The following is a 23,450-nucleotide window of genomic DNA, read 5'->3' on the forward strand; positions in this document are numbered from 1 at the left end:
ACTCGACCACCGCCGACACCTACACGTCGATGGGTGTGTCCGCAGGCGAGGGCATGATCCATTTCGTCCTGCTCACCCGCGACGACGTGGGTCGCAACGTGGTCGACACCCGGGTCATCGACATCGATCGAAGCGACGGCCTCGACATGGCGGGTCGCGTGAACGCCGGCATTGACCTCATGCTCACCGCTGCCCGGGACGCCGGTCGGCGTGTCGGACCCATCGGCGTTGCAGCGCGCACCGCCAAGCAGCGGCGCGATCTGGCCTCGCGGGGCAGCGGTCCGCGTCGTCAGATCCATCTCGTCGACGAGGGCGACGCTGTGGTGGCCTATCTGTCGGCAAGCGGGCGAATCGACCGCTACGCGTCGGTCGTGGTGGCCGATTGCGGTGATACGGGGATGTCGCTCTACACCGTGGATCCGTCCTCGCAACGCATCTCGGCGCCTATGCGCTCGCGTGCGCTGGCCGGCCGTGACGTGGACCGGGCGCTCGTGGCCGAGCTGACCGCTGAAGACACCCACCGCGACAGTCACCTGGCGCGCGGCCGTCGCAGCGCACTCATCGCGGCCTGCCGCGCCGCCAAAGAAGAGGTCACTCCGCACGGTGACGATTCGGTCGTGCTGGCCGAAGGCCGCGGTCATCCTCGCCTCACCAGCGCCGTGATGGAGCGGGCTCTCGCTCCGATGGTCGCCGAGGCCCGTGCGGTGATCACGCGCTATCTGTCCGAGAGTGCGGTGCGTGACGCCCGCCCGGAAGCCGTCGTGCTGGTCGGTGGCATCGCGAATCTGCCGGCCGTGCGTGCCATGCTCGACACGGCCCGCGTCGAGGTGGTGGTGCCCGACGCCCCGGAACTCGCGGCATCGGTCGGCGCGGCGATTGCGGCCCGGGCACAAACCTCGGCGGCAACCTCGCGATTGGCGTTCATCGGTGGGCGGCGCAACCGGGAATGGCTCTCGGCCACTCCGCTGGCGGTGGTGGGGGCGATCCTCGCGGCTGCGACGATGACGATCTATGCGGTGAGTTCATCGTTGGCGGGTCACAACGCCCCGGCGCCGTCACCGATACCGCCGGTCGCCACATCCATCGAGTCGGAGACGTCCACGACGACCGCCCAGACGTCGAGCACCACCACCGCCGCCGCACCGGCGCCGCGGACCCCGCAGCTCCAACCTGAACCGATGGTGCCGACGACGCAGCAGCCGCAACCGCGGTGGGACGAATCGCCGGGATGGGCGACCACGGAACTGCCGCCGACCGCAGAGTCGGGCCCCGCCACGTCGACACCGACACGCACGCTGCTGCCGTATCCGCTGCCGTCGTTGCCGTGGCCGCCGGGCACCCGCCCCACCCCGACCCTGCCGGAGTTCATCCCACCGGGACTGCTGCCGCAGTCGTCCACGCAGGCGCCACCCGCAGCACCGGTGACGCCGACCACGACGACGCCGGCACCGCGGCGCGCGGCTCCGGAGGATGCGGCGCCGGTGTCCACGACCACACCGACCACGACAACGCCGACCCCGGTCCGGTAGCGCCGATCAGGCCGACCGCCATCGGGTCGGGTCGGGTCTCAGGTTCGGGCGATCTCTGCCGTGCGCTTGAGAAGGTCACTGATCGCGTCGAATTCGGTCAGGAAACCGTCGTGACCGTTGTCGGAGTGCAGCACCTGCAGACCCCCGACGCAGTTGCCGAGTTGCTCGGCGAGTTCTTCCTGCAGCCGTATCGGATACAGGCGGTCCGACGCGATCCCACCGACGATCACCGGAACCTGGCAGGCACCCAGGACGTCCTCGACGCGGCCCCGGTTGCGGCCGACGTCGTGATGGTTGAGCACCTCGCTGAGTACGACGTAGCTGCCGGCGTCGAAGCGTTGGGTCAGCTTGTCCGCCTGATGCTGCAGGTAACTGTCGGCGGAGTAGCGACCACCGTGCAGGGGTTGTTCGTCGGCCTGGGGATGGTTGGCGAAGCGACGATCGAGTTCCACCTCACCCCGATAGGTGAGATGGGCGATCCGCCGGGCCACACCCAGTCCGGCGGTGGGAGCACGGCCCGTGCGGTGATAATCGCCGTTCTGCCATGCGGGATCAGCCTGGATCGCGGCGATCTGAGTGGTCTGGGTGCCGATCTGATCGGCAGTCGCCCGGGCCCCGACCGCGAGCACCAGTGCGCTGCGCACCATCTCCGGATATTCGATGGCCCACTCGAGCGCCCGCGCGCCGCCCATCGACCCGCCGACCACCGAGCCGATTCCGGTGATCCCCAGGTGATCCATCAGGATTCGTTCGGCGCGAACCTGATCGAGCACCGTGATCTGCGGAAAGCGAGAGCCCCACGGCCGCCCGTCCGGGGCCGGCGATGCAGGTCCGGTGGAGCCGCGACATCCGCCGAGCACGTTGGCCGAGATGACACACCATTCGTCGGTGTCGATGGCGAGTCCGGGGCCGATCAGCCCGTCCCACCATCCAGCGGTCGGGTGCTCGTCGTCGGCGGGGCCGGTGACGTGTGAGTCACCGGTCAGCGCGTGCAGGGTGAGGATGACGTTGTCGCGGGTGGGCGACAATGTCCCCCAGCGCTGGAAGGCCAGGGTGACATCGTCGAGCCGTTGGCCGTTGTCGAGAGATACCGCACCGATGCGGACGCTGGACATCGCCCCGTCCGGCATCTGCTCCCAGTCGGGGCGATCAGCGGGCTGGGTTTGCGGTTCGATACTCACCGACACAATTCACTCACTCTTCGTCACACTCGATTGTCGACGCATTGGCCTGTTGTCACATGAATGCTCTTGTCCCACACATCACTTGGCAGCAGCAAACCCCAGTTCCAGGTCGGTGATGATGTCGTCGATGCCCTCGATACCCACTGCCAGCCGCACCAGACCGGGGGTGACGCCGGCGTCGATCTGCTCCTGCGGGGCCAGTTGGCTGTGGGTGGTGGAGGCGGGGTGGATCACCAGTGATCGCACATCACCGATGTTGGCCACGTGACTGTGCAACGTCAGTGCGTCCACGAACTTCTTGCCCGCATCCACGCCGCCGATGATCTCGAAACTGACGATGGCGCCCTGCCCCTTCGGCAGTAGCTTCTGGGCGCGGTCGTACCAGGGCGACGACGGTAGACCCGCGTAGGCCACCGACTCCACCTGAGCGTGACCCTCCAGGAACTCGGCCACGCGACGTGCGTTGCTCACGTGGCGTTCGATGCGCAGACTCAGCGTCTCCAGTCCCTGCGCCAACAGGAAGGCATTGAACGGAGAAATCGCCGCGCCGGTGTCGCGCAGCCACTGAACTCTGGCCTTCAGGGCAAACGCCGGGGCACCGAGGTCGGCGAACACCGCACCGTGATAGCTGGGGTCCGGTGTGGTGAAGCCCGGGAAGAGATCGACGCCGTCGCGTTGTACCCGCCAGTCGAAGGTGCCGCCGTCCACGATGGCACCGCCGATCGCGGTGCCGTGGCCGCCGATGTACTTGGTGGCCGAGTGCACCACGATGTCCGCGCCGTGGGCGAGCGGGTTCAGCAGGTAGGGCGTCGCGACCGTGTTGTCGACGATCAGCGGCAGGCTGTTACGGTGCGCCACCTCGGCGATGCCCTCGATGTCGAGGATCTCGTTGTTCGGATTGGAGATGGTCTCACCGAACACCGCCCGGGTGTTGTCCTTGATGGCCGCCTGCCAGGAGTCCAGGTCCTCGGGATCATCGACGAAGGACACCTCGATGCCGAGCTTGGGCAACGTGTAGTGGAACAGGTTGAATGTGCCGCCGTAGAGCCGTGGGCTGGATACCACGTGGCCACCGGTCTCGACGATGTTCAGGATGGAGTACGTCTCGGCGGCCTGACCCGACGCGAGCAGGAGCGCGGCGACGCCACCTTCGAGCGCGGCGATTCGCTGTTCCACCGCATCCTGGGTGGGGTTCATGATCCGGGTGTAGATGTTGCCCGGTTCGGCGAGCCCGAAGAGATCAGCGGCGTGTTGGGTGTCGTTGAAGACGTACGACGTCGTCTGGTAAACGGGCAGTGCCCGTGCATTGGTAGTGGGATCCGCCGTCTGTCCGGCGTGGATCTGTTTGGTCTCGAAGCTCCAGTTCGACGTGGGATCGACGACGTCGGAGCCAGTGGAGTCAGACATGACCATGTCCTACTTTCTGCGGTCGGCAGGGTGCAACGACCCTGGTGGGGTCCGACCTTCGGACCCGCGCTTGCCTCGGAGTGCATCTGCATTCCTCAACCCGGTCATCACCCGGAGCACCCCACCGCGGTTGGAGGGTTGCCGATCAGCAAGCCGGGGCTTGACGCTGATGCTCATGACCTGGCGTCAAGGATATAGCACGCCCCTGCGCGGCTGAGAACCGTGTTGTTCGCGGTGATCGGAACACGCCTGGATCGGCAGGTCACAAACTGAGAACAACTGTCGTCCGAAAGGATGAACTTCGGCCGTAATGCGACTGAAACCCCAGGTGAGAGTCGTTAGTCTAACGAACGATGATGCGGTCTTTGAGATCGCGGATCTAGGCTGTCGCCAGCCCAGGCCCTGCGACGAGAAGAGATCTGATGCCTGCTCGGTGCCGTTCGGCACACCGGATGACGGTCGTGCTCGTTGCCATAGCGAGTGCTCTCGCGGTGGCTGCCGCGTACTGCCTTCCGGCCGGCGTGGCCCGGGCGGATTCGGACGACGACTACGACTGTGGTGCGGGCGCCGTGATCATCGTCGGCGGGACGAATGACCCGGACGCGGCGAACATGATCGGCGTCAAGCAACGCTTCAGCGGCACCGGAATCGATGACACGCCCGGGACCGCCGACGACGACCCGCGCTACGCGGACGCTCCCTACAAAGTGATCAACGCCGACTATCCGACGACCCTGTGGCCGCTCGGCGCTGCGGGCTACGACGACAGCGTCGCGCAGGGCAACGCCGCGACGAAGCAGGCGATCGCGCGCTACCAGTATCACTGTGACACGCCGGTGGTGGTCGCCGGCTACTCGCAGGGTGCGCGGGTGGCCGGCGACGTCCTCTCCGACATCGGCAACGACCGCGACGACAAGGTCGTACTGCTCGACGAGCACGGGAACCCGGAGCTCGACGACGAGGGCGAACCGATCGTCGTCGACATCAGTACCGACGACCTGTCCGGCGAGCTCTACGCCGATCCCCGGCGGGTGGGGGACAAGACCGGCCGTGGCATCGAACTCTCACTGATCGGCGTGATCCCCGGACTCACCATGAGCGGCGCCCGAGAGGGCTATGGCAACCGGGGTTTCGGTGAGCTCGAGGACTCCGTGGTCTCGGTCTGCGTCCAGGGCGACCCCATCTGCGACCTGCCCGACCCGCTATACGACCCCATCGGGACCGTCGACGGCCTGGTCGGCTATTTCACCAAGCACGGTCTGTACAACTGGCAGATGTATCGCGATCCCACCGAACCGGTATGGAACACGGGACGCGTGGTCGATTGCGGAGCCGACCAGACCGACTGCATCGCCGAGGCGGACTCGGCCATCATCGGCGTCATCCGCGATGGTGCCGAGACGATCGGGCTCGACGGTACGAGGATCCGCGATGTCCTCGCCGATCGGTGGACCGTCGATCTGCCCTATGGAATCGAGCTGTCCAACCTGCAGCCGGTGGTCCGCGTCGTCCAGGACGTCCTGCCGCCGCTGCCAAACGTCGGCTACGGCGGCTATCTTCCCGATCTGTTGGTGTTCGAGAAGATCCTCAATGGAGTGGTCGAACGGGCACCCGACGATGTCAGGGAGGGCGTCGCCGCCCTGGCCGCCAGCGCCAAGAGCATCGTGCTGATCCCCGCCAACTTCGTGAAGTACTGGGCCGGCGAGATCATCGGACCGCTGCCGACACGCAGCACGGTCGTGGGTCCGCACGTCACGGAAGAGAGCGCCGACGATGCGCCCCGACAGGTCACCTTCTTGCGTGCGATGTCGCAGGTGACGGACCTCGAGTCCGAGGCGGTGGGCCCCGAACGCCCGACGCCCTCGGAGTCCGGGGCCGTTACGTCGGCAGTGGCACCTGACTCGGGGCCTGAATCGTCACCGAGCGCTACGCCACCGAACGCTACGCCACCGAGCTGGCCGACGACGGCCGGCAGCTCGACGGCCACCTCGGTCCGCCGCACGCCGACGAGTCCGTCCACGACGGCCGACACTTCGCCCCCGTCGTCTCCGACGACACCGCCCGCCTCCTCGTCGGGCACGGCTTCCTCGACGGCCGAGGTGCCGGCACCGATCGAGACGGACACGTCCGACCCGGACACCCCGACCGCGGAGAACACCGATCAAGACGACGGCGAGGGCGACAGCAGAACCGAGCCCGGCCCCGCGACGGGCGTGACCGGCACCGGATCGGGCTCCGGCTCGTCCAAGGTCGATACGTCGGACGGCGACAGTCCGGAGGACGACGAGTAGCCGCGCACCCGTGTGAACGAACTCACGCCCGGCTCGGGGAATCACGTCCGGGGAGGCCGTGGTTGGTGACGGAGTGTCTTCAGCCCCTGCCGATTCCGCAGCCCTGACCGTCGCCGACCGCGCGCCGGTTCCCCCGTCGGTGCGGCGGTGGGCCATCATCGCGCTGGCACTGGGCGGCTTCGGGATCGGTACCACCGAGTTCGTGGCGATGGGATTGTTGCCCAACATCGCCGGCACCCTGGGGATCAGTGAGCCCACCGCCGGTCACGTCATCTCGGCGTATGCCCTCGGGGTGGTGGTCGGAGCCCCGTTGATCGCTGCGCTCACTGCCCGCGTCCCGCGCCGGACCTTGCTCATCGGTCTCATGGTCGCGTTCACCGTCGGCAACCTCGTGACGGTGCTGGCACCGAGTTACGGCCTGTTGATGGCCGCGCGCTTTGTCGCCGGTCTGCCGCACGGCGCCTACTTCGGGGTGGCGGCTCTGGTCGCCGCGCACCTGGCCGGCCCGCGTGATCGTGCCAAGGCAGTGGGCAAGGTGATGCTCGGGTTGTCGGTGGCCAATGTCGCGGGTGTGCCGATGGCCACCTGGCTCGGTGAATCGCTGGGTTGGCGTTCGGCGTTCGCACTGGTGGTGGTCATCGGTCTGGCGACGATCGTGGCGCTGATGCGCAGCCTTCCGCCGCTGGCCGACATGCGGGTGACCAATCCCATGACCGAATTGGGCGCACTGGCCCGGCCGCAGGTGTGGTTCACCCTGCTGATCGGCGTGGTCGGGTTCGGCGGCATGTTCGCCTACTACACGTACTTGAACTCGGCGCTGACCACGGTGGCGGGTGTGCCGGTGTCGCTCGTACCGGTGGCGATGATGCTGTTCGGACTCGGCATGGTCAGCGGCAACATCGTCGGCGGCATTCTCGCCGACCGCAGCGTCCCGTTCGGCATCCTCGCCGGCCTCATCGCCACCTCGGTGTCCCTGGCGCTGTTCGCTTTGACCCTGCAGAACGCCTGGGCGGCAATGATCCTGAGCTACGCCATCGGTCTGTCGGGGGCATCGACGATCCCCGCACTACAGACCCGGCTGATGGACGTGGCCGACGACGCGCAGACGTTGGCGGCGGCGCTGAATCACTCCGCACTCAACATCGCCAATGCGGCAGGCGCCTGGCTGGGCGGCCTCGTCATCGCCGCGGGGCACGGATACCGGGCGCCGTCGATGATGGGTGCGGGGCTGGCGGTCGCGGGGATCGCGGTGTTGGGCTTGGCGCTGTTCACCGGGCGACGCCGCGGGCCCCGACCTCAGTCGATGGTCGGGGGTGTGGCGACCGTCTTGGACAGGTAGAGCTGTTCGCCGATGCGGTCCATCAGCTCGAGCTGGGTCTCGAGATAGTCGATGTGGTGTTCTTCGTCGGCAAGGATGTCCTCGAGGATCTTCGCGCTGGTGATGTCGCCCTTCGAGCGACACATCGTGGCGCCCGGGCGGAGCCGTTCGACGACCTCCATCTCGATGGCCAGGTCGGACTCGAACTGCTCGCGCAGCGTCTGACCGATGCGCAGGGGAAGGATCTTCTGATAATTCGGCAGCGCCTCGAGGAACAGGATGCGATCGGTGAGGATCTCCGCGTGCTGCATCTCCTCGATGGACTCGGCGCGGGTTTTGCTCGCGATCTCGGTGAGGCCCCAGTTGGCCTGCATCTTGGAATGCAGGAAATACTGGTTGATGGCGGTCAGCTCGCTGGTGAGCTGTTCGTTGAGCAGTGCGATCACTTCGTCGTCGCCGCGCATGACCGTTCCTCCGTTCACAGTGGTGAAATGAACGTAGCACGCCGAAAAGCCCCACGTTCGGCATCTGAACGTGAGGTTGTGGATTCGGCCGTCACACGACGGTGATCATGCTGCGGTGGTCGCGGTGGCGGTCCTTTCGGAGACGATCTGTGCGAGTCGCTCGAGGCATGTGCCGCAACCTTCACCGGCGCCGCATCGTTCGCCGATGGCGTCCACGGACATGGCGCCCGCTGAGCAGTGCTCGTGGACTTCGTCCTCGGTCACTGCGCGGCATATGCAAACGAACATCGGTTTCACCTCGAATCGGATCAGTTAGGCAAGGATTACATAAAGCGCTACCCATGGCAAGGGTTGCCTTACCTTTGGTACGGACGCACCAATTTCGCCGGTACCCTCGTGGCCGTGTCACTTGCCATCACCACTGTCAACGTCAACGGAATCCGCGCGGCCGTGAAACACCGTTCGGAACGCAACCGCGGCCTGCATGCCTGGCTGGCCGGCACCGAGTCGGACATCGTGCTGATGCAGGAGATCCGAGCCGATGCCGAGCAGGCCCACGAGGCGTTGGCGCCGGCGCTTGCCGACGGTTGGCAACTGGAGATGAGCGACTCGGTCGTCAAGGGGCACGCCGGTGTGGGCATTCTCAGCCGCCTGCCGATCGAGGCGGTTCGCGTCGGCTTCGGTGATACCGAGTTCGATCCCACCGGCCGATACCTCGAGGCCGATCTCGACGGGCCGTTGGGTCCGATGACCGTCGCCAGTGTGTATCTGCCGAAGGGTGCGGCGGCGACGTCGGAACCCAAGGATGTGCAGAAGTACGACGAGAAGGTCCGATTTCTCGATGGCTTCGGTCGACACCTCGACCGGTTGGCGCGTCGGCAGCGCCATGTGGTGATCGGCGGTGACTGGAACATCGCGCACTCCGAGGCCGACATCAAGAACTGGAAAGGCAATCGCAAGAGTCCGGGCTTTCTGCCCCACGAGCGTTCCTGGGTCGGCGATCGGCTGGGTGCGGGATGGTCGGATGTGATGCGCGAGCTGACACCTGGGCAGGCGGGTCCGTATACGTGGTGGTCGTGGCGCGGCAAGGCCTTCGACAACGACTCGGGGTGGCGCATCGATTACCAGCTGGCCAATCGACGACTGGCCCGGCATGCGGTCAAGACATGGGTGGACCGCGCCGACGCCTATGACCTGCGCTGGTCGGATCATGCACCGATGACCGTCGTCTACGACTGACCCGAGGTCGTCTGAGACACTGGACGTCATGAGCAGTGACGTCCCAGGGTCAGGCGCCGCGCGGCCGCGCGTGTTGTCGGGTATCCAGCCGACCAGTGATTCCTTCCATCTCGGCAACTACCTCGGTGCCGTTCGGCAATGGGTTGCGCTGCAGGACGATTTCGAAGCCTTCTACTTCATCCCGGACATGCATGCCATCACCGTCGCCTATGAGCCCGCGGTACTGGCCGAGCGGACCCGGCGCAGCGTCGCCCAGTTGCTGGCGGTCGGCGTGGACCCGGCGCGGTCCACGATCTACGTGCAGTCCCACATTCCCGAGATCGCGCAGTTGACCTGGGTGCTGTCCTGCATCACCGGTTTCGGTGAGGCCAGCCGGATGACGCAGTTCAAGGACAAGTCGGCCAAGCAGGGTGTCGACGCCGCCGGCGTCGGGCTGTTCACCTATCCGATTCTGATGGCCGCCGACATCCTGGCCTTCGACGTCGACCGCGTGCCGGTCGGCGAGGATCAGCGTCAGCACCTCGAACTTGCGCGAAACCTCGCGCAGCGCTTCAACTCTCGTTTCGGCAAGGTCCTCAAGGTGCCCGAGGCGCATATCGTGCGCGAATTCGCCAAGATCTACGACCTGCAGAACCCGACCGCGAAGATGAGCAAGTCGGCGGAGTCCGACCGCGGCCTGATCAATCTGCTCGACGAGCCCAAGCGCTCGGCGAAGAAGATCCGCTCCGCGGTCACCGACACCGACACCGAGATCCGGTTCGATCCGGACACCAAGCCCGGGGTGAGCAACCTGCTGACCATCCAGTCGGCGCTCGGTGGCACTCCGGTGGATGTCCTGGTCGACAAGTATCAGGGCAAGGGATACGGCGATCTCAAGGTCGACACCGCCGACGTGCTGACCGAGTTCGTGACCCCGCTACGGGGCCGGGTGGCCGAGTACATGGACGATCCGGCCGAACTCGACGCGACCCTCGCGAGCGGAGCCGAACGCGCGCGGTCGGTCGCTTCGGCGACACTTGCGGCCGTCTATGACAAAGTGGGTTTCCTGGCACCCGGCGGGTGATCAGTCACCGACCGGGCTGACCCCGCAACCCGACCGAGGAGGCGGCGCAGGTGAGTTCGGTGGTTGATTCGGCCAAAGGGACCGTGGAGCGTGCGAAGAGCGGATTCGCCGCCGCCCGGGAGAGATGGACCTGGCTCGAACACGTCATCCAGACGGTGCAGCGCTACAACGATCGCCGGGGCAACCTCTACGCTGCTTCGATCAGCTTCAACGGCATCTTGGCGTTGGTCCCGATCGTGATGGTAGTTTTCGCGATCGCCGGTTTCGTTTTGGCCAGTCAGCCCGACCTGCTCGACGACCTGCAACGGGCCGTGGTGGAGAACATGCCCGAAGGGCTGGGTGATCAGGTCAGCGATCTCATCGACTCCGCGGTCGACCAACGCGCCGCTGTCGGCATCGTCGGTCTGGTCGGCGCCGCGTTCACCGGCATCGGTTGGATCTCCGGGGTGCGCACCGGCATGACCGAGATGTGGGGCGGACGAGTCAACCGCAACCCGGTGATGTCCAAGGTGTGGGATCTGGTGACCTTCGCCCTGCTGGGCATCGCCTTCGCGGGGACGATGGCGATCACCGCGCTGGGGAACTCGGGGCTGACCACCGAGGTTCTGTCCTGGGTCGGTCTTGACGACGCGGCGTGGGCGCCGGCCGTCGTTCGCACGGTTGCGATCGTGGTGTCGGTATTGGCGAGTTGGTTGCTGTTCACCTTCGTGATGTCGCGACTTCCCCTGGTGCAGCTACCATTTCGCAACACGATGAAGGCCGGTCTGCTCACCGCGATCGCCTTCGAGATCGTCAAGACGGTCGGCGGCATATACTTGGAGTCGGTGCTGAACGGGCCCGCCGGAGTGACGTTCGGTCCCATCATCGGCCTGCTGGTCTTCGCGTACCTGGCCTCGCGGATCGTGTTGTACGCCGCCGCCTGGTGTGCCACCGACGTGGCCAACGAGCCGTATCAGGTGACCGAGGAGGACGAGACACCGGCGCCGGTGCTGGTGTCGCCGAACTATCAGGTCAGCCCGGCACCGCGACCGACGACGCTGGTGGCGGTGGCGGGGATCGGTGCTGCCGCAAGCGCCGTCGTCGGTTGGCTGATGCGACGCTGAGCATCACCTCTTGGCGAACAGGCGTATCGCGAGGAGCGCCAACAGCACTGCCACGAGCGCGGCAACGAGACCGATCAGGATGCGGACCGACCAGCCTGCCGGATGGTCGGGTCCGGTCGCGGTGACCGTCCGCGGCGATGCGGTCGGGGTGGTGGTCGGAGTGGACGTTCGTGTCCCAGTGGCGGCAGAGTCGGCCATGGGGGTTGTCAGCGTGCCGATCTCGACGTTCGCAGGTGTCCGGAATCCGTAGTCGAACAGTGCTTTCGTCTGGTCCCAGTACGAATTGGTGCCGACGGTCAGGCCGAACATCTCCACAACGAGGATTCGTCGTCCGTCCCGCTCGGTGACGCCCACATACGTCTTGCGGGCATCGTCGGTGTAGCCGGTTTTGCCGCCGATCATGCCCGGATATCCCTCGAGTAGAAGGTGATTGGACGTCTGCATCAGATACGCGGGATGATCCTTGTCGCCCGGGACATCGGGACGCTTCGGGTAACCGGGAAACCGGTAGCTCTCGAGCGCGACGATCGACTGGAACGTGGTGTCGGTCATCGCCTCCCGAAAGATCACCGCGAGGTCGTACGGCGACGACGACATTCCTGGCGCGTCCAGCCCAGACGGTGACGCCGCGCGGGTGTCGAGCGCCCCGAGCGCCTGCGCCTTGGCGTTCATCTTCGCGAGCGTCTCCTCGACGCCACCCAGTTGACGGGCGAGCGCGTTGGCGCAGTCGTTGCCCGAGACGACGAGCAGGCCGGTGAGCAGGTCGCGATTGGAGTAGTGGCCGCCCGGGCCCATCCCGCAGGAGTCGCCTTCGGTGCTCCATTCCGCCACGGTGGGCGTGATGACGGCGTCGAGGTCGAGCTCGTCGAGGACGACGAGGGCCAGGAGCACCTTGATCGTCGAGGCCGGCCGGTACCGACCGTGGGGGTCCTTGGCGGCGAGTACCGCTCCCGCGTCGAGGTCGGCGACCAACCAACCGGCCGACGTGAGCGCGGGCGGGATGGGTCCGGCGATCGGATCGGCGACGACACCGCAGTGCGCGAGTTGTTCACCGCCCACGGACGTCGCAGGCACCGGCAGCGGTGTGGGGGTCGGTGAACCGGGTGCGACCACCTCGGACTCGTCCACCGGAGGCGGGGTGCCCACCCGATAGGGGCAGTGATCGGTGATCGGGGTCGTCGCCATCGGAGCGGCGGCGGCCGGCGCGAACGTCCCGCCGGTCACCATCAGGCACAGTGCCGCGGCGAAGGCCGCGGCCAGACGCTTGCCGACACCCGCCGGCCTCCCCTCCGTCACCGGCAGGAGCCTACCAGCGGCCGCCTATCTGCTGATGGCGTCGGGTGGCGAGTTCTGGCGGGACGTCGTGGGTTGAGTAGGTCGAGGCGCTAGCCGAGGCCGTATCGAAACCTGGTTGGTCGGGGTCTCGATACGCTGCCTCGCCCAGGGGCTCGGCGGCTACTCGACCAGCGGTTTGTGGCCGGTGGTGGGGTGGCGTGGCGGCTACTCGACCAGCGGTAGGTGGAGGGGTGGCTCGGCGGTTACTCGACCGGCGGTGGGTGGCCGGCTGCCAGCCACTCGTCGATCTGGGCGAGCACCGTGTCTCGGCGCTCCTGTGGTAGGAAACTCGCGGTCACCGAGTTGCGGGCCAGCTGGGCGAGTGTGTCGTCGGTCAAGGCGAACTGTTCGGCGACGGCGAGGAAGTTGTCGTCGACGTGGCCGCCGAAATATGCGGGATCGTCGGAGTTGATGGTCACCACGACGCCTGCCTCGATCAGGTGCGGCAACGGATGCGATGCGAGATCTGCGACCGTGCGCAGCCGCACATTCGACAACGGACACACCGTCAGCGGAATGCGGTGGGCCGCGAGCTGGGCCATCACACCTGGATCGTCGACGCTGCGGATGCCATGGTCGACGCGGTGCACCGCCAGTTCCTCGATCGCCTCGCGCACCGATTCCGGACCTGACTCCTCGCCGGCATGGGCCACCCGTCGCAGGCCGAGCGCGGCTGCCCGCGCGAACACTTCGGCGAACGGCGCGGCGGGATTACCGATCTCGGCCGAATCGAGGCCCACGCCGACGATCGGCGCGGACATGTCCACGAGCTCGTCGAGTACCGCCGACGCTTCGGCGACCGGCCGGTCACGCAGAAAACAGGCGATGAGATCGGTGGTGACACCGAACTCCGCCCGCGCATCATCGAACCCGTCGACGAGTCCGCCGACGACGTCGTGCAGTGGCACGCCACGTGAGCGGTGGGCCTGCGGGTCGAAGAACACCTCCGCGTGCACGACTCCGGCCAGGTGCGCCCGCGCGCCGTATTCGTATGCGAGGCGGGCGAAGTCGTGGCGGCGACGGAGCACATCGAGGTTGGCGTAGTAGATGTCGAGGAACGATGACAGGTCGGCGAACACGTAGCGCTCACGTAGTACCTCGGCATCGGGATACGGCAGTTCGATGCCCTGATCGTGCGCGAGTTCCACTACGAGATCGGGCTCCAACGTGCCCTCGATGTGCACGTGCAGCTCGACCTTGGGTAGTTCGCGAATCCGGGACATGCTCTACAGGAGCGTATATGCCTCAGTGAGTACCGAGCGCAAGATCTGCTCCATCTCGTCGAACTCCGCTTGACCGGCGATCAGTGGGGGAGCGAGCTGCACAACCGGGTCGCCGCGGTCATCGGCGCGACAGTACAGCCCCGCGTCGAATAGGGCCGAGGACAGAAATCCGCGCAGGATGCGTTCGGACTCGACGGCGGTGAACGTCTCCTTGGTGGCCTTGTCCTTGACGAGTTCGATCCCGTAGAAATACCCCGCGCCGCGGACGTCACCGACGATCGGCAGGTCACCGAGCCGCTCCAGGGTCGCCCGGAACGAAGCAGCGTTGTTCTTGACGTGGTCGTTGAGGTGCTCCCGCTCGAAGATGTCGAGGTTGGCCAGCGCCACCGCAGCCGAAACGGGGTGACCGCCGAAGGTGTAACCGTGCGGGAAACTGGTGGTGCCGTCGCGGAACGGTTCGAACAGTCGATCGCTGGCGATCATCGCGCCGATCGGCGAGTAACCCGAGGTCATTCCCTTGGCGCAGGTGATGATGTCGGGGACGTAGCCGAAGTCGTCGCAGGCAAACATCGACCCGATGCGGCCGAACGCGCAGATCACCTCGTCGGAGACCAGCAGCACGTCGTAGGTGTCGCAGATCTCGCGGACCCGATCGAAGTATCCCGGTGGCGGTGGGAAGCAGCCGCCGGCGTTCTGGACCGGCTCAAGGAACACAGCGGCCACGGTGTCCGGGCCCTCGAACTCGATGGCCTCGGCGATGCGGTCGGCTGCCCACCGACCGAACTTCTTCGGATCGGCGGCCAACTCGCCGGTACCGAAGGGATCCGGCGCGCGGTAGATGTTGGTGTTGGGTACCCGGAACGCGCCCGGCGTCAGCGGTTCGAACGCCTCCTTGAGCGCGGGCACACCGGTGATAGCGAGTGCGCCCTGTGGCGTGCCGTGGTAGGCCACCGAGCGCGAGATCACCTTGTGTTTGCCCGGTTTGCCGGTGAGCTTGAAGTACTGCTTGGCCAGCTTCCACGCGCTCTCCACGGCCTCGCCGCCACCCGTGGTGAAGAACACGCGATTGAGGTCGCCGGGTGCATGAGCGGCGAGCCGTTCGGCGAGTTCGATCGCCGGCGGGGTCGCGTAGGACCAGAGTGGGAAGAACGCCAGGTCCTTGGCCTGCCGCGCGGCGGCCTCGGCGAGCTCGTCTCGGCCGTGCCCCACCTGGACGACGAAGAGGCCGGCCAGGCCATCGAGGTAACTCCGGCCGCGGTCGTCGAAGATCCGCACTCCCTCACCGCGGGTGATGACCGGTGGCCGGATCGCGTCGCCGTGCCTGGCGAAATGTCCCCACAGGTGTGCGGCGCTGCGGTCGCCGAGCGACAGGGTGGCGGTGGGCTCGTCGGCCATGCTCATCGGGTTCCCCAATTGTATTGCTGTTTCACGAGTTTGAGATAGACAAGGGTCTCCGTGGCGTTGACCTCAGGGTGGGCTCGGACGTGTCGGTTCAGAATCTGCAGCAGGTGGTCGTCGTCCTCGCAGACCACTTCGATGAGGATGTCGAACGAGCCTGCTGTGAGCACCACGTAGTCGATCTCCGGACGGGTGGCGAATTGCTCTGCCAATGCTTCGGTGTCGCCGGTACACCGGACGCCGATCAGGGCTTGCCGGGAGAAGCCGAGGGTGAGCGGGTCGGTGACCGCGACCACCTGCAGCAGCCCGCTCTCGGTCAACTTCTGGACGCGGTTGCGAACAGCGGCCTCCGACAGGCCCACTGCTTTGCCGATCGATGCATACGAGGCGCGGCCGTCGGCTTGCAGCTGTTCGATAATTCTCTTCGCGGTGTCGTCGAGTGTGGGGAGAGCGGATTCGGCCACACCTACGATCCTGGCGGATTCAGTAGTAGAAAGCAACAGATCTCACGGAATTCGTAGTCCTCTGCGTCTTGCGACAAGCGATTCTGTCTTTGGAGCGCCCCGAACCGTGTTGTCAGCTCATGTGGACGGCCGGGCATCGGGTCCGCAGTACGCCGTGGCATGTTGCCCCGAATGTGCGGTCTTCTCCCGAACCTTCACCGCGTTCACCCAGACCGCGCATCGGGCGAATCCGCCGGACGATTGGAAGACGGCGTCGATCCTCTGATGTCGTACCCGACTGGTGAACACCAGCGACGCAGAGTATCTCGCGGACGTCGGATCATGACGGGTGAGCGGGACACGGGTCTGGCTGCGCAGCGTGTTGTGGCTGTCGTACCAGGACGCCCCACTGTTGACCTCGCGGTCCGAGGTCAGCACCACGGTGATGCGGTCACCGGCACCCGGGTGGCGCGGGGATGCTTGGGCGTGCGGCGAACCGACGGTGATCGCGACGCCCGGGCCGATGACGAGCCCGATGCAGACCAGTGCACCGACGGCCAGTGAATGTGTGCGGCTCATGGTGATTGGACGCATCAGGGGTGCGATCGGTTCCACCGACGACGATGCCCCTCCTCGAGAACCGAGGAGGGGCATCGTCGGGGCTGCAGATAGGTCTATCTGCTTCTGAGGGCCGGATCGGCCGTCAGCAGGTCAACGCGAGAACATCAGCGCACGTTTGACCTCTTGGATTGCCTGGGTGACCTGGATGCCGCGGGGGCACGCCTCGGTGCAGTTGAAGGTGGTCCGGCAGCGCCACACACCATCCATGTCGTTGAGGATGTCGAGACGCTCGACCGCACCCTCATCGCGGCTGTCGAAGATGAAACGATGCGCGTTGACGATGGCGGCGGGACCGAAGTAGCTTCCCTCGTTCCAGAACACCGGGCAGCTGGTGGTGCAGCAGGCGCACAGGATGCACTTGGTGGTGTCGTCGAAGCGGGCACGGTCGGCCTGGCTCTGGATACGTTCCCGGGTCGGCTCGTTGCCCGACGCGATGAGGAACGGCTTGATCGCGCGGTAGGCATCGAAGAACGGCTCCATGTTCACCACGAGATCCTTCTCGACCGGCAGGCCCTTGATGGGCTCGACGGTGATGGTGAGCTCCTTGGATGTGTCCTTCGGGAGCATGTCCTTCATCAGCAACTTGCAGGCCAGGCGGTTGACGCCGTTGATGCGCATCGCGTCGGACCCGCACACGCCGTGGGCGCAGCTGCGTCGGAACGTCAGGGTGCCGTCCAGGTAACCCTTCACGTACAGCAGCAGGTTGAGCAACCGGTCGGTCGGCAGCGCCGGCACCCGAAAGCTCTCGAATCCCTGCGCGTCCTGGTTCTCCGGATTGAACCGGTAGATCTTCAACGTGACCATGGTGGCCTCGTCGGGCACCGGGGGCAGCGGCGGCTCGTCGGCGGATGGGGTGGGGTTCTCCATGATCGCTGTCATCAGTACTTACGCTCCATCGGCTCGTAGCGGGTCTGCACGACGGGCTTGTAGTCCAGCTCGATGTCCGCGAGAAGGCCCTCGCCCTTCTTGTACGCCATGGTGTGGCGCATGTAGTTGGTGTCGTCGCGGTCGGGGTAGTCCTCGCGGGCGTGACCGCCGCGTGACTCCTTGCGATTGAGCGCGCCGACCACGGTGACCTCGGCCATCTCCAAAAGGAAGCCGAGCTCGATCGCCTCGAGTAGGTCGCTGTTGAAGCGCTTGCCCTTGTCGTGCACGCGGATGTGGTTGTAGCGCTCCTTCAGTGCGTGCACGTCGGTGAGTGCCTGCTTGAGCGTCTCCTCGGTACGGAACACCGACGCGTTGTTGTCCATCGTCACCTGCAACTCGGTGCGGATGTCGGCGACGCGCTCATGGCCGCGTTCGCTGAGCAGCACCTCGAGCCAGTCGTCGACCATCTTGGTCGGCGTCTCGGGCAGTTCGATGAAGTCGGCCGACGTGGCGTAGTCGGCGGCGGCGATACCGGCCCGCCGGCCGAACACATTGATGTCGAGCAGCGAGTTGGTGCCCAGCCGGTTCGCGCCGTGCACCGACACACAGGCGCACTCGCCGGCCGCGTAGAGGCCGTGCACCACGGTGTCGTTGTCGCGCAGCACCTGACCCTCGATGTTGGTCGGGATGCCACCCATAACGTAGTGGCAGGTCGGGTACACCGGGACGTACTCGGTGACCGGGTCGACACCGAGGTAGGTGCGGGCGAACTCGGTGATGTCGGGCAGCTTCTCGTTGAGGACGTCCTCGCCGAGGTGGGTGACGTCGATGTAGACGTAGTCCTTGTTGGGCCCGGCGCCGCGGCCCTCGAGCACCTCGAGCACCATCGATCGAGCGACGATGTCGCGGGGTGCGAGGTCCTTGATGGTGGGGGCGTAGCGCTCCATGAAGCGTTCGCCGTCGGCGTTGCGCAGGATGCCACCCTCACCACGCACGGCCTCCGAGATCAGGATGCCGAGTCCGGCCAGGCCGGTCGGGTGGAACTGATGGAACTCCATGTCCTCCAGCGGCAATCCCTTGCGGAAGACGATGCCCATGCCGTCGCCGGTGAGCGTGTGGGCGTTGGAGGTGGTCTTGTACATCCGGCCCGAGCCGCCGGTGGCGAACACGATTGACTTGGCGTGGAAGACGTGGATCTCGCCGGTGGCCAACTCATAGGCGACCACACCATTGGCCACCATCTCGCCGTCTTCGTTTTCACCGAGGCAGATGTCGAGCGCGTAGAACTCGTTGAAGAATTCGACGTCGTGCTTGACGCAGTTCTGATACAGCGTCTGCAGGATCATGTGGCCGGTGCGGTCGGCGGCGTAGCAGGCACGTCGCACCGGCGACTTGCCGTGATCTCGGGTGTGTCCGCCGAATCGGCGCTGATCGATCTTGCCCTCGGGGGTGCGGTTGAACGGCAGCCCCATCTTCTCCAGATCCAGGACCGCGTCGATGGCTTCCTTGGCCATCACCTCGACGGCGTCCTGATCGGCGAGGTAGTCACCACCCTTGACGGTGTCGAAGGTGTGCCACTCCCAGTTGTCCTCTTCGACGTTCGCCAGCGCGGCGCACATGCCACCCTGTGCTGCGCCGGTGTGGCTGCGGGTGGGGTAGAGCTTGGTCAGCACCGCTGTCCGCGCACGTGGCGCGGATTCGATGGCGGCGCGCATGCCGGCCCCGCCGGCACCCACGATGACTACGTCGTAGCGATGTTCCTGCATCAGTTTCGTCAGTCTCCTCAGCCGACGCTGTTCACGTCGAAGGTCAGCAGTGCGTAGGTGCCGAGCACCAGCACCAGGATCATCGAGATGCCCAGCAGGACGTTCAGCCAGAACCGGGTGGAGTCCTTGCGTGAGTAGTCGGCGATGACGGTGCGGACGCCGTTGCCGCCGTGCAGCTGGGCCAGCCACAACATGCTGAGATCCCAGATCTGCCAGAAGGGTTCCTTCCAACGCGCGGCGACGAACGAGGCGTCGATGCGGTGCACGCCGTCGTCCCAGGCGAGCATGATGAACATGTGACCGATGGTCAGGATGATCAGCGCGAGCCCGGAGAAACGCATGAACAGCCACGCGTACTTCTCGAAGTTCCCACCTTTGCGCATCCGCGGTGCGCGGGGATTGTCCAGGCTTGCCGGACGGTCGTAGTCGGTGCCCAGCGTCTTCGCGGCACCCGGAGTTGCTTGCGATGCAGTCATCAGGTGCCTCCTAGAACGAGTGGGTGATCAGGATCTGCAGCAGACGGACCGCACCCGCGCCGAAGACTATGACGAACAGGGTCAGGATCACCCACAGCATCTGCCGCTGATACTTGGGGCCCTTGGACCAGAAGTCGACCAAGATGATCCGCACACCGTTGAACGCGTGGTAGACCACACACGCGACCAGCGCGATCTCCATGAGTCCGATGATCGGCGTCTTGTACGTCTCGATGATCTCGGAGTACTTGTTGGGATCGATGCGGATGACCGCGGTGTCCAGTACATGGACGAAGAGGAAGAAGAAGATGGTGACACCGGTGATGCGGTGCAGCACCCACGACCACATGCCTGGGTCGCCTCGATACAGGGAGCGTTTGCGCACCGGCTCTGGTGCTACCTCGGTGGGGGTGCTCATCGCGAAATTGGCCTCCAACAGCGTCGATGGATGTGCCGAGTCGGCATTATCAGGCTCGGCCGTGGACCCATGCATGAGACTCTAAACCTATGCTGAGGCCGGGCGTAAATTGCCCGAACAGATTTGGGCGACAACTGATCTCGAATTAGGTATGCCTTACCAAGGTTATTGGTCGTATCCGGGGTCACATCTTGCTCGCCCGTACCGATTGTGAGGAGCCTGTCGTGTCTGTCGACGTGGACTGGAAACTGTTGCGGGACAACGCTGAAGCCATGATCGAACGGGCGTATGCGCCATACTCCGGCTTCCCGGTGGGTGCGGCCGGCCTGACATCGGACGGACGTGTGGTGCTGGGCTGCAATGTGGAAAATGTCTCATATGGTCTCGGCATCTGCGCCGAGGTCGCCCTGGTCGCGCACCTGGTCGCGACCGGTCGACAGCCGCTGGTCGCGGTGGCGGTGTGCGATGCCCGCGGGGCGATCCTGATGCCGTGCGGACGCTGTCGGCAGGTATTGCTCGAACACGGCGGGTCCGTGCTGCTGGTGGACCATCCCAGCGGGCCGCGGCGCCTGGCAGAGCTGTTGCCCGATGCGTTCGGGCCCGAGGATCTGGAGGCGGCGCGATGAGTGACCAGGACGTCACGACCGAATCGTGGCCCGAGGACGCAGAGGTCATCGACACGATCTCGGTGATCCGGACCAAACGTGACGGTGGGGAGTTGTCCGACGCCCAGATCGACTGGGTCATCGATCGCTACGCCGCGGAGCACCGCGACGTCGTTGACGAACAGATGTCGGCGTTGTTGATGGCGATCCTGATCCGGGGTATGTCGCGCCGCGAGATCGCCCGCTGGACCCAGGCGATGGTCGACACCGGGCGCCGGATGGATTTCACCAGGCTGCGCCGCGACGGCCAGCAGCTGACCACCGTCGACAAGCACTCCACCGGCGGGGTGGGGGACAAGATCACATTGCCGTTGGCGCCACTGGTGGCGTCCTACGGTGTGGCGGTTCCGCAACTGTCTGGGCGTGGGCTCGGCCACACCGGCGGCACGCTGGACAAGCTGGAGTCGATCGCGGGCTGGCGTGCCGATGTCGGTCCAGACGAGATGGTCGATCAGCTCGAGCGGGTCGGTGCGGTGATCTGCGCGGCGGGCCGTGATCTGGCACCGGCCGATCGCCGGCTCTACGCGCTTCGTGATGTCACCGCGACGGTGGAGTCGATTCCGCTGCTGGCGAGTTCGATCATGTCGAAGAAGATCGCCGAGGGCACCGGTGCGCTGATCCTGGACGTCAAGTTCGGCAGCGGGGCCTTTCTGAAGACCGAGCAGCTCAGCAGGGAACTGGCCGAGACGATGGTCGAGCTCGGTGAATCGGCCGGGGTCACCACCCGCGCGCTGCTCACCGACATGAACACGCCGTTGGGGCTGACCGCGGGCAATGCGCTCGAGGTGGCCGAGTCGGTCGAGGTGCTCGCGGGTGGCGGCCCGGATGATGTGGTGCAGCTGACTGTGGCGCTCGCCAGGGAGATGCTCGACGCGGCGGGGCTCGGCGAGGTGGACCCGGCGGTCAACCTCGCCAACGGCAAGGCCATGGATGTGTGGCGGGCGATGGTGGCCGCCCAGGGCGGCGACCCGGATGCGCCGCTGCCGGTCGCCGACCACACCGACACCGTCACGGCCGAGCACTCGGGCGTGGTCGTCGGTCTCGACGCCTGGGATGTCGGGATCGCGGCGTGGCGTCTCGGAGCGGGACGTGCGGTGCCGGGTGCGGCCGTGCAGGCCGAGGCGGGCGTCACCATCCACGCCAAGCCCGGGGATCGGGTGCGTCGGGGCGATCCGCTGTTCACTCTGCACACGCAGACCGCCGAACGGTTCGCGCCGGCGCGGGCCGCGTTGCGCGCCGCGGTCACGGTGGGCGACGCGCCGGGCGAGCCCGCGCCCCTGATCGTCGATCGCGTTACCGTCGGTGCATGACGACCGCGCAAGTGCCCGCTTCGAATCGGGCGACCGACCTCGGGCCGGGACGGCCGCTGGATCTGCCCAACATCAGGCTGGCCCCGAAGGTGCTGCTGCACGACCATCTCGACGGCGGTCTACGACCGAGCACGGTGCTCGAATTGGCGCGGGAAACCGGCTATGGCGAGCTGCCGGCCGACGATCCGGACGAACTCGCCGAATGGTTTCGCGACGCGGCCGACAGCGGCTCACTGGAGCGCTATCTGGAAACGTTCGCGCACACAGTCGCCGTGATGCAGACGCCCGCCGCGCTGACCCGGGTGGCCCGCGAGTGCGTCGAGGACCTCGCGGCCGACGGGGTGGTGTATGCCGAGGTGCGCTATGCGCCCGAACAACACCTCGAACAGGGTTTGACGCTCGACGAGGTGGTCCAGGCAGTACTCGACGGATTCGCGGCAGGTGAGCGGGAAGCGGCCGAGGCGGGACGCCCGATCATCGTGCGATGCCTGGTCACCGCGATGCGTCATGCCGCGCGGTCGCGCGAGATCGCGGAGTTGGCGGTGCGTTTCCGCGACGCCGGCGTCGCGGGTTTCGACATCGCCGGGGCCGAGGCGGGCAATCCGCCGACGCGGCATCTCGATGCGTTCGAGTTCATGCGGGCCAACAACGCTCCGTTCACCATTCACGCCGGCGAGGCGTTCGGTCTGCCGTCGATCCATGAAGCGATCGCGTTCTGCGGTACCGACAGGCTCGGTCATGGTGTGCGGGTCATCGACGACATCGTGCTGCCTCCTGGTGCGGACCTCACCGCCGAGAGCTTCACCGGTGCCGAGCTCGGGCAAGTTGCCGACATCGTCCGCGACAAACGCATCCCATTGGAGTTGTGTCCCAGCTCCAATGTGCAGACCGGAGCTGTCGCCTCGATGGCCGATCATCCGTTCAACGTGCTGGCCCGCCTTCGTTTCCGGGTCACGGTGAACACCGACAACCGGTTGATGAGCGACACCACGATGAGCAAGGAGTTCTTGCGGCTCGCGGAGCAGTTCGGCTACGGCTGGGCCGATTTCGAACGGTTCACGGTCAACGCGATGAAGTCGGCGTTCATCCACTTCGACGAACGACTCGCGCTGATCGACGACGTGATCAAGCCGGGGTATGCGGTCCTGCTGGGTTGACCCTTCGTGACGCTCGCAAGCTCGCTCCTCAGGGATTGGGGTGGGCATCTGCTCCCTGAGCATCCTATGGGGTTGGGTGTCAAGAGGTTCCTGATGGTGGTGGCGGCGTGGGGTATGTGACCGCGGGCGTTGGTTTTTGTGCTCGCGGCTTTGGGGTGGCTTGGGGGTTGTGG

Annotated in this window: 22 protein-coding genes and 1 riboswitch; of the genes, 9 read left to right on the top strand and 13 right to left on the bottom strand. The window is 66.0% G+C overall.

The features are described from left to right. Nucleotides 1–29: 29 nt before the first annotated feature. Nucleotides 30–1,529, top strand: coding sequence for an Hsp70 family protein (locus L1892_RS11545; RefSeq protein ID WP_235723725.1), 1,500 nt, complete (start codon nt 30–32; stop codon nt 1,527–1,529). 38 nt (nt 1,530–1,567) lie between these two features. Here the strand turns inward: L1892_RS11545 and metX are convergent, their stop codons facing one another. Both metX and L1892_RS11555 read right to left on the bottom strand, forming a co-directional pair. Continuing rightward, nucleotides 1,568–2,716, bottom strand: coding sequence for a homoserine O-acetyltransferase MetX (gene metX / locus L1892_RS11550; protein ID WP_235723726.1), 1,149 nt, complete (start codon nt 2,714–2,716; stop codon nt 1,568–1,570). A 75-nt stretch (nt 2,717–2,791) separates the two neighbouring features. Further along, nucleotides 2,792–4,120, bottom strand: a complete 1,329-nt coding sequence (locus tag L1892_RS11555; RefSeq protein WP_235723727.1) for a bifunctional o-acetylhomoserine/o-acetylserine sulfhydrylase — start codon at nt 4,118–4,120, stop codon at nt 2,792–2,794. A 61-nt stretch (nt 4,121–4,181) separates the two neighbouring features. After that, nucleotides 4,182–4,301, bottom strand: a riboswitch (SAM riboswitch). 241 nt (nt 4,302–4,542) lie between these two features. On the opposite strand from L1892_RS11555, the gene L1892_RS11560 reads away from it, so the two are divergent. Together L1892_RS11560 and L1892_RS11565 are read left to right on the top strand one after the other, a co-directional pair. Continuing rightward, nucleotides 4,543–6,411, top strand: coding sequence for a cutinase family protein (locus L1892_RS11560; RefSeq protein WP_235723728.1), 1,869 nt, complete (start codon nt 4,543–4,545; stop codon nt 6,409–6,411). A 103-nt stretch (nt 6,412–6,514) separates the two neighbouring features. Further along, nucleotides 6,515–7,750 carry an MFS transporter gene (locus L1892_RS11565; RefSeq protein WP_235723760.1) on the top strand — a complete coding sequence of 412 codons (1,236 nt, stop codon included), beginning with the start codon at nt 6,515–6,517 and terminating at the stop codon, nt 7,748–7,750. Here the strand turns inward: L1892_RS11565 and bfr are convergent. Both bfr and L1892_RS11575 read right to left on the bottom strand, forming a co-directional pair. Then, nucleotides 7,708–8,193, bottom strand: coding sequence for a bacterioferritin (bfr, locus tag L1892_RS11570; RefSeq protein WP_235723729.1), 486 nt, complete (start codon nt 8,191–8,193; stop codon nt 7,708–7,710). The two genes, L1892_RS11565 and bfr, sit on opposite strands and share 43 nt — an antisense overlap. Nucleotides 8,194–8,298: 105 nt before the next feature. Continuing rightward, complete coding sequence (locus L1892_RS11575) at nt 8,299–8,481, bottom strand: (2Fe-2S)-binding protein (RefSeq protein WP_235723730.1); 183 nt, start codon at nt 8,479–8,481, stop codon at nt 8,299–8,301. 114 nt (nt 8,482–8,595) lie between these two features. Here L1892_RS11575 and L1892_RS11580 point away from each other — a divergent pair, with 114 nt between their 5' ends. Genes L1892_RS11580 through L1892_RS11590 form a run of 3 tightly spaced genes read left to right on the top strand, consistent with a single transcriptional unit; the run spans nt 8,596 to nt 11,598 of the window. Next, complete coding sequence (locus L1892_RS11580; protein ID WP_235723731.1) at nt 8,596–9,432, top strand: exodeoxyribonuclease III; 837 nt, start codon at nt 8,596–8,598, stop codon at nt 9,430–9,432. Between the two features lie 28 nt (nt 9,433–9,460). Continuing rightward, nucleotides 9,461–10,495, top strand: a complete 1,035-nt coding sequence (gene trpS, locus L1892_RS11585) for a tryptophan--tRNA ligase (RefSeq protein WP_235723732.1) — start codon at nt 9,461–9,463, stop codon at nt 10,493–10,495. 50 nt (nt 10,496–10,545) lie between these two features. Beyond that, a complete protein-coding gene (locus L1892_RS11590; RefSeq protein ID WP_235723733.1) occupies nt 10,546–11,598 on the top strand; it encodes a YhjD/YihY/BrkB family envelope integrity protein in 1,053 nt (350 codons plus the stop codon). Between the two features lie 3 nt (nt 11,599–11,601). Here L1892_RS11590 and L1892_RS11595 read toward each other — a convergent pair whose 3' ends face one another. The 9 genes from L1892_RS11595 to sdhC form a co-directional block, all read right to left on the bottom strand. After that, a complete protein-coding gene (locus L1892_RS11595) occupies nt 11,602–12,825 on the bottom strand; it encodes a D-alanyl-D-alanine carboxypeptidase family protein (protein ID WP_235723761.1) in 1,224 nt (407 codons plus the stop codon). A 311-nt stretch (nt 12,826–13,136) separates the two neighbouring features. After that, nucleotides 13,137–14,156, bottom strand: a complete 1,020-nt coding sequence (locus L1892_RS11600; RefSeq protein ID WP_235723734.1) for an adenosine deaminase — start codon at nt 14,154–14,156, stop codon at nt 13,137–13,139. Nucleotides 14,157–14,159: 3 nt separating this feature from the next. After that, nucleotides 14,160–15,557: an aspartate aminotransferase family protein gene (locus L1892_RS11605; RefSeq protein ID WP_235723735.1), complete on the bottom strand. Its 1,398-nt coding sequence runs from the start codon at nt 15,555–15,557 to the stop codon at nt 14,160–14,162. Then, the gene (locus tag L1892_RS11610; protein WP_235723736.1) at nt 15,554–16,018 is read right to left on the bottom strand and encodes an Lrp/AsnC family transcriptional regulator; all 465 of its coding nucleotides are present in this window, start codon (nt 16,016–16,018) and stop codon (nt 15,554–15,556) included. The genes L1892_RS11605 and L1892_RS11610 overlap by 4 nt, the downstream gene beginning before the upstream one ends. 117 nt (nt 16,019–16,135) lie before the next feature. Further along, nucleotides 16,136–16,576 carry a hypothetical protein gene (locus L1892_RS11615; RefSeq protein ID WP_235723737.1) on the bottom strand — a complete coding sequence of 147 codons (441 nt, stop codon included), beginning with the start codon at nt 16,574–16,576 and terminating at the stop codon, nt 16,136–16,138. 132 nt (nt 16,577–16,708) lie between these two features. Continuing rightward, nucleotides 16,709–17,497 (bottom strand): succinate dehydrogenase iron-sulfur subunit, encoded by a 789-nt coding sequence (locus tag L1892_RS11620; RefSeq protein ID WP_235723738.1) that lies wholly within the window; start codon nt 17,495–17,497, stop codon nt 16,709–16,711. Continuing rightward, on the bottom strand, nt 17,497–19,251 hold the full coding sequence (gene sdhA / locus L1892_RS11625) for a succinate dehydrogenase flavoprotein subunit (RefSeq protein ID WP_235723739.1): 1,755 nt from the start codon (nt 19,249–19,251) through the stop codon (nt 17,497–17,499). Before sdhA ends, L1892_RS11620 begins: the two co-directional genes overlap by 1 nt. Before the next feature lie 17 nt (nt 19,252–19,268). Beyond that, entirely contained in the window at nt 19,269–19,727 is a 459-nt protein-coding gene (locus L1892_RS11630) for a succinate dehydrogenase hydrophobic membrane anchor subunit (RefSeq protein WP_235723740.1), read from the bottom strand. A 10-nt stretch (nt 19,728–19,737) separates the two neighbouring features. Continuing rightward, the gene (gene sdhC / locus L1892_RS11635; RefSeq protein ID WP_235723762.1) at nt 19,738–20,145 is read right to left on the bottom strand and encodes a succinate dehydrogenase, cytochrome b556 subunit; all 408 of its coding nucleotides are present in this window, start codon (nt 20,143–20,145) and stop codon (nt 19,738–19,740) included. Nucleotides 20,146–20,369: 224 nt separating this feature from the next. Between sdhC and L1892_RS11640 the strand changes: the two genes are divergently transcribed. Genes L1892_RS11640 through L1892_RS11650 form a run of 3 tightly spaced genes read left to right on the top strand, consistent with a single transcriptional unit; the run spans nt 20,370 to nt 23,277 of the window. After that, nucleotides 20,370–20,771, top strand: coding sequence for a cytidine deaminase (locus L1892_RS11640; protein ID WP_235723741.1), 402 nt, complete (start codon nt 20,370–20,372; stop codon nt 20,769–20,771). Further along, complete coding sequence (locus tag L1892_RS11645; protein WP_235723742.1) at nt 20,768–22,120, top strand: thymidine phosphorylase; 1,353 nt, start codon at nt 20,768–20,770, stop codon at nt 22,118–22,120. The genes L1892_RS11640 and L1892_RS11645 overlap by 4 nt, the downstream gene beginning before the upstream one ends. Beyond that, nucleotides 22,117–23,277 carry an adenosine deaminase gene (locus tag L1892_RS11650; RefSeq protein ID WP_235723743.1) on the top strand — a complete coding sequence of 387 codons (1,161 nt, stop codon included), beginning with the start codon at nt 22,117–22,119 and terminating at the stop codon, nt 23,275–23,277. The genes L1892_RS11645 and L1892_RS11650 overlap by 4 nt, the downstream gene beginning before the upstream one ends. The last annotated feature ends 173 nt before the right edge of the window (nt 23,278–23,450 follow it).

It is taken from the genome of Gordonia tangerina (assembly GCF_021556435.1).
Classification (GTDB): Bacteria; Actinomycetota; Actinomycetes; order Mycobacteriales; family Mycobacteriaceae; genus Gordonia; species Gordonia tangerina.

What these genes read in the sequence shown, in the direction of transcription:
- L1892_RS11545 (WP_235723725.1), top strand. Translation starts at nt 30, where the DNA reads ATGGGTGTGTCCGCAGGCGAGGGCATGATCCATTTCGTCCTGCTCACC.
- L1892_RS11555 (WP_235723727.1), bottom strand. Translation starts at nt 4,120, where the DNA reads ATGTCTGACTCCACTGGCTCCGACGTCGTCGATCCCACGTCGAACTGG.
- L1892_RS11560 (WP_235723728.1), top strand. Translation starts at nt 4,543, where the DNA reads ATGCCTGCTCGGTGCCGTTCGGCACACCGGATGACGGTCGTGCTCGTT.
- bfr (WP_235723729.1), bottom strand. Translation starts at nt 8,193, where the DNA reads ATGCGCGGCGACGACGAAGTGATCGCACTGCTCAACGAACAGCTCACC.
- L1892_RS11575 (WP_235723730.1), bottom strand. Translation starts at nt 8,481, where the DNA reads ATGTTCGTTTGCATATGCCGCGCAGTGACCGAGGACGAAGTCCACGAG.
- trpS (WP_235723732.1), top strand. Translation starts at nt 9,461, where the DNA reads ATGAGCAGTGACGTCCCAGGGTCAGGCGCCGCGCGGCCGCGCGTGTTG.
- L1892_RS11595 (WP_235723761.1), bottom strand. Translation starts at nt 12,825, where the DNA reads ATGGTGACCGGCGGGACGTTCGCGCCGGCCGCCGCCGCTCCGATGGCG.
- L1892_RS11600 (WP_235723734.1), bottom strand. Translation starts at nt 14,156, where the DNA reads ATGTCCCGGATTCGCGAACTACCCAAGGTCGAGCTGCACGTGCACATC.
- L1892_RS11605 (WP_235723735.1), bottom strand. Translation starts at nt 15,557, where the DNA reads ATGAGCATGGCCGACGAGCCCACCGCCACCCTGTCGCTCGGCGACCGC.
- L1892_RS11615 (WP_235723737.1), bottom strand. Translation starts at nt 16,576, where the DNA reads ATGAGCCGCACACATTCACTGGCCGTCGGTGCACTGGTCTGCATCGGG.
- L1892_RS11620 (WP_235723738.1), bottom strand. Translation starts at nt 17,497, where the DNA reads ATGACAGCGATCATGGAGAACCCCACCCCATCCGCCGACGAGCCGCCG.
- sdhA (WP_235723739.1), bottom strand. Translation starts at nt 19,251, where the DNA reads ATGCAGGAACATCGCTACGACGTAGTCATCGTGGGTGCCGGCGGGGCC.
- L1892_RS11630 (WP_235723740.1), bottom strand. Translation starts at nt 19,727, where the DNA reads ATGACTGCATCGCAAGCAACTCCGGGTGCCGCGAAGACGCTGGGCACC.
- sdhC (WP_235723762.1), bottom strand. Translation starts at nt 20,145, where the DNA reads ATGAGCACCCCCACCGAGGTAGCACCAGAGCCGGTGCGCAAACGCTCC.
- L1892_RS11645 (WP_235723742.1), top strand. Translation starts at nt 20,768, where the DNA reads ATGAGTGACCAGGACGTCACGACCGAATCGTGGCCCGAGGACGCAGAG.
- L1892_RS11650 (WP_235723743.1), top strand. Translation starts at nt 22,117, where the DNA reads ATGACGACCGCGCAAGTGCCCGCTTCGAATCGGGCGACCGACCTCGGG.